Origin of the sequence: Devosia sp., assembly GCF_017307565.1 — a bacterium.
GTDB lineage: Bacteria > Pseudomonadota > Alphaproteobacteria > Rhizobiales > Devosiaceae > Devosia.
Map to the genome: position 1 here is coordinate 1 of NZ_JAFKHD010000172.1, position 4,973 is coordinate 4,973.

Genomic DNA, 4,973 nt, shown 5'->3' on the forward strand with positions numbered 1-4,973 from the left:
GCCGGTTGCAATGATCTGCTTGCGCAGCGTCAAACCATTGGTGAAATTGCCATTGTGGGCAATGGCTATGCCGCCGGCTTCGAGCTCGGCAAAGAGCGGCTGCACATTGCGCAGCGCCACTTCGCCCGTGGTCGAATAGCGCGTGTGGCCGATGGCCATGGTTCCCGGCAGCTTGGCGAGGAGAGCGGGGTCCGTATAGTGGTCGCCCACTAGGCCCATGCGTTTTTCCTGGTAGAACTGCCGCCCATCGAAGCTGACGATACCAGCCGCTTCCTGACCGCGATGCTGCAGGGCATGCAGGCCCAGCGCCGTCAGCGTCGAAGCATCGCTATGCCCCAAAATGCCAAACACGCCGCACTCTTCATGCAGCGTGTCGCTTTCAAGATCGAAATCGTCGTCGCTCGGGTGGGTCACCGAACTCTCCATGAACGTTCTGCTCACCCGCCGCCGGCGATAGCGGAAGGCGCCGGCCGAGCCGGTCTCTTGGGTCACGCCAATAGCGCATTTTGCCGTCCGCGACCAATGACAGATTTGGGCGTCGGGCTTGGAGCGGGCGCCGGGCGCCCGTCCCGGATCAGGTCTGTGTCTGGCCGTCGACCGGAGCTTCGGTCGGGTCCACGGTGCCATCGATCGTGGGATCGACCGGCACGGTTTCCTGCGGCAAGGCCGGAGCGTCGGGGTCCGAGGTCAGGTCAGCGCCGCCGCCCTTGAGAATGTCATTGACCTTCTGCTCGAGCCCTTCGGGCAGCATGGAGATCAGGGTATTGCCCATGTTCTGGAGATAGGGCAGCGATTGCGAATTGCGCGCCCATTCCGGCAGGTTGGTGCCGAGCAGCCAGACGCCGAAAATGGTGATGACAATGGCAATGAGGATGCCGCGCAGCACGCCAAAGACGAAGCCGAGTGTACGGTCGATCGGTCCGATGCGGCTGTCGACGACGAAGTCGGCGATACGCATGGTCAGAAGGTGCAGAACGATCAGCGAAACGATGAAGCTGACCACCACGGTGGCAATATTGGCCACGATCTCTTCAGCGATATACTGCTGCGCGATATCGGGGTGGTAGAGATACATGTAGATGGCGATGGCTGCCGAGCCGGCCCAGGTGGCCAGCGACAGAACTTCGCGCGTTAAGCCTCTGGCAGTCGCCAGAATTGCCGAGATAAGGACGAGGACGCCCACACCAACGTCAAACGCTGTCAGCATATGTCTTCGCTAGCTCCACTTGCCGCCCGGCTGTTGCCGCGACCATTAGCGACTTTGAGCGGCCCTGCCAAGGCCACGAGCGCCAGAGTAACGCGAACTTTCAGAGATTCTTAACTTACCAGCCCTCGGGTTCGGCCATTGGTTTCTTGCCATTGGCGGCGATTCGTCCAACCATTTCCGACAATTGCGAAAACTCCGTGACCTCGAATCCCTGAGTCTTGTCCACGTTGTTGACACGTCCGGTCACGACAGACTGGAAGCCGAGCTTCTGCGCCTCGCGCAGCCGCAGCCCCGCATGCGCCACCGGCCGCACCCCGCCCGCCAGCGAAATTTCCCCGAAATAGACCGCTTCCTTGGGTAGCGGCGACCCCGTCAGCGACGAGATCAGCGCCGCCGCGACGGCCAAGTCCGCCGCCGGCTCGGTAATCTTCAGCCCGCCCGCGACATTGAGATAGATATCGTTGGCGCCGATCCGGACCCCGCAACGCGTTTCGAGCACCGCCAGCACCATCGAGAGGCGCGAATTGTCCCAGCCCACGACCGCGCGCCGCGGCGTACCGAGCGGGGAGGGGGCTACCAGCGCCTGAATTTCGATGAGGAGGGGCCGTGTGCCCTCCATGCCGGCAAACACCGCCGAGCCCGCGGCATCCTCGTCGCGCTGGTCCAGAAACAGCGCCGAAGGGTTGGCCACCTGCTCGAGCCCACGCTCGGTCATGGCAAAGACGCCGATTTCGTCCGTCGCGCCATAGCGGTTCTTCACGCCGCGCAGGATGCGGAATGTGTGGCTCGAATCCCCTTCGAAATAGAGCACCGCGTCGACCATGTGCTCCACCACACGCGGCCCGGCGATCTGCCCATCCTTGGTGACGTGTCCGACCAGCACCACGGCCGCACCCGATTTCTTCGCTAGCCGCGTCAGCGCCTGCGCCGAGGTGCGCACCTGCGTGACTGTGCCCGGCGCGCTTTCTACCCGGTCGGTCCACAGCGTCTGGATCGAGTCGATGATCACGAGATCCGGCGGCGGCCCATTCTCCAGCGTCGCCAGAATAATTTCGACATTGGTTTCCGCCGCCAGCAGCACATCGGCCTCACCGAGCCCTAGACGTTGCGCCCGAAGCCGCACCTGCGCCACGGCCTCTTCGCCCGATACATAGATGACGCGCTTGCCCTTGTTGGCCAGCGCTGCTGCCGACTGCAGCAACAGCGTCGATTTCCCGATCCCGGGATCGCCGCCAACGAGCAGCGCCGACCCCTTCACGAAGCCGCCGCCAGTCACCCGGTCGAGTTCGGAAATTCCCGTCACGACACGCGCTGCGCTCTCCGTCTCGCCTGCCAGCGGCAACAGGTTTGTGGGCCGACCGCCCGACTTCGCCGCCTTTGGCCCCGCGCCGATGCCGCTATCGACCAGCTCTTCGACAATGGTGTTCCACTCGCCGCAGGAATCGCAACGCCCCTGCCAGCGGCTCGAGACCGCGCCGCAGGACTGACAGACGAAGTTGGATTTGTTCTTGGCCACGCTATGCCTTCTCCCGTGCCGCGCTCCGCTCGGCGATGCGCCGCACGCTGTTCCAGTTCCGGGATGTATTGGTCCCGCAATTCTTGTCGATCAGCCGGATCAGCTTGCCCGATTGCGCCACATCGCGGCTGAAATCGACGATGAGATGGTCGCGCACGATATGCACCGTCTCGGGCCCGTCATGGTGCTTCAGCCATTCGAAGTCCGGCTTCTTGCTGGCGAAGAAATAAACTCCGGTCTGGTTCGGCCGCTCCGCCGCGGCCTCGGAGATCGGATCGGCCTGCATCAGCTTTTGCAGCAGCGCCGGCTTGCGGACCACCGGCACGACATTGTCGCCGAGCCCAAAGCTGCGCAGCACGCCGACCGTAGCCTTGACGACAGCGGCCTCCGTGCCCTCGAATCCGGCGATCATGTTGCCGGTATTGACCAGCGTTTCCGGCGCCACGAACCCGACAGCTTCCGAGGCTTCGCGCCATTGCGCCATGGACATCAGCTTGTGCGTCACCGGCCCGATGGCGCGCAGCAGGATCACATATGTGCTCGGGGTAGGCGCCAAAGCCGGTCGATTCCTTGTTTGCCGGACGCTAGCAGTCCCGCTCCGGCAGATCAAGAACGAACGGGGAACGTTCTATTCCGGCAGGTAGCCGTTGCCGACATAGTTGCGGCTGTAGCGTCCCTTGAGCGAGGTCAGCAGTTCATAGCCGATCGTGCCGGCAACATCGGCCTGATCATCGACATTGACGTTAGGCCCGAAGACCTCAACACCCTCACCCGGCTTGGGCAGGTTCGGCCCCAGATCGGTAATATCGACGATGGTCATGTCCATCGAGATCTTGCCCACTATCGGGCAGAGCCGGCCGCGCAAGAACACCTTGCCGCCCTGGCGGGTATTGGTGGCTGAAAGCGAGCGCATGAAGCCATCGGCATAGCCGATACCGATCACGGCCAGCCGGCTGTCGCGCGACAGCGACTGGGAGGCGCCATAGCCCACCGTTTCCCCGGTCCGCGCTTCGCGTACCTGCAGGATCGGCGCATGCAGCGTCACGACCGGCGCCATCGGGTTCTTGCGCCCGACCACGGCCCGGCCGCCATAAAGGGCAATGCCCGGCCGCACCATCTGGAAGTGATAGTCGCGCCCGGTCATCAGCCCCGCCGAATTGGCGAGCGAAGCGGGAATGCCCGGGAACTGGTTCAGCACGGAACCGAACAGCGCCAGCTGCGTGCGGTTCTTCTCGTGGTTGGGAATATCGGCGCAGGCGAGGTGGCTCATCACCATCTGCGGCGCATAGCTCAGCCGGCCGATGCGGTCGCGCACGGCCACGGCCTCGTTGAGCCGGAAGCCAAGGCGGTTCATGCCGGTGTCGAAGTGGAAGGCGCTGGGATAGGCCTCGTTGCGCTCGACGCACTTGTTGAGCCACTCCTCGAGCATGTCCATCGAGGAGATCACCGGCATCAGGTTCTGCCGGATGTAGAGATTGGCGGCGCCGGGATAGAGGCCGGAGAGCACGAAGATATGGGCGCTGGGCAGGGCCGTGCGCACGGCAATGCCCTCGTCGGGCGTCGCCACGAAGAAGAAACGGGCGCCGGCCGCGTAAAGCGCCGTCGCCGCCATTTCGATACCGGTGCCATAGGCGTCGGCCTTCACCACGGCAGCCGTCAGCGCGCCTTGGCTCACTTTGTCCAGGGCGCTCCAGTTACGGGCCAGCGCCCCCAGGTCGACAGTCAGTTGGCCGCCGAGGCCAGACGTCAGCTTCATGCCTATTCCATGCGTTCGGGCAGATAGTCTGCCCGGGCGAGGTTACCGAATCGGGTAAACTGAGCTTCGAAGCTCAGCTGCACCGTACCGGTAGGGCCATGGCGCTGCTTGGCAATAATGACTTCCGCCTTGCCGTGCACTTGCTCCATTTCCCCTTGCCAGGTGATGTGCTCTGGCGTGCCCTCTTTGGGTTCCTTGTTCTTGAGATAATACTCTTCGCGGTAAACGAACAGCACCACGTCAGCGTCCTGCTCGATAGAACCCGATTCGCGCAAGTCTGCTAGCTGCGGATGCTTGTCGTCGCGCGCTTCCACCTGACGGGAGAGCTGGGAGAGCGCAATCACCGGCACTTCCAGTTCCTTGGCCAGCGCCTTCAGTGTGGTGGTGATTTCGGTCAGTTCCTGCACGCGGTTCTGGCTCGAAGCCTTGGACGAGCCCGAAAGCAGCTGAAGGTAGTCGACGATCAGCAGATCGAGTCCCTTCTGCCGCTTGAG

At 63.3% G+C, this 4,973-nt stretch carries 5 protein-coding genes and 1 pseudogene; all 6 read right to left on the reverse strand.

Annotation, left to right across the window (positions count from 1 at the left end; all coding sequences use genetic code 11):
- Positions 1–426 (reverse strand): annotated as a pseudogene (locus tag J0I64_RS04760) (class II glutamine amidotransferase); the annotation flags it as partial.
- Between the two features lie 148 nt (positions 427–574).
- Entirely contained in the window at positions 575–1,207 is a 633-nt protein-coding gene (locus J0I64_RS04765) for a CvpA family protein (protein WP_291406465.1), read from the reverse strand.
- Positions 1,208–1,322: 115 nt separating this feature from the next.
- Complete coding sequence (gene radA / locus J0I64_RS04770) at positions 1,323–2,723, reverse strand: DNA repair protein RadA (protein WP_291406466.1); 1,401 nt, start codon at positions 2,721–2,723, stop codon at positions 1,323–1,325.
- Position 2,724: 1 nt separating this feature from the next.
- Positions 2,725–3,255 (reverse strand): DUF1697 domain-containing protein, encoded by a 531-nt coding sequence (locus J0I64_RS04775; protein WP_291406467.1) that lies wholly within the window; start codon positions 3,253–3,255, stop codon positions 2,725–2,727.
- 96 nt (positions 3,256–3,351) lie between these two features.
- A complete protein-coding gene (gene alr / locus J0I64_RS04780) occupies positions 3,352–4,479 on the reverse strand; it encodes an alanine racemase (protein ID WP_291406468.1) in 1,128 nt (375 codons plus the stop codon).
- A 2-nt stretch (positions 4,480–4,481) separates the two neighbouring features.
- On the reverse strand, positions 4,482–4,973 hold a 492-nt coding region (locus J0I64_RS04785; protein WP_291406469.1), incomplete at its 5' end, for a DnaB-like helicase C-terminal domain-containing protein.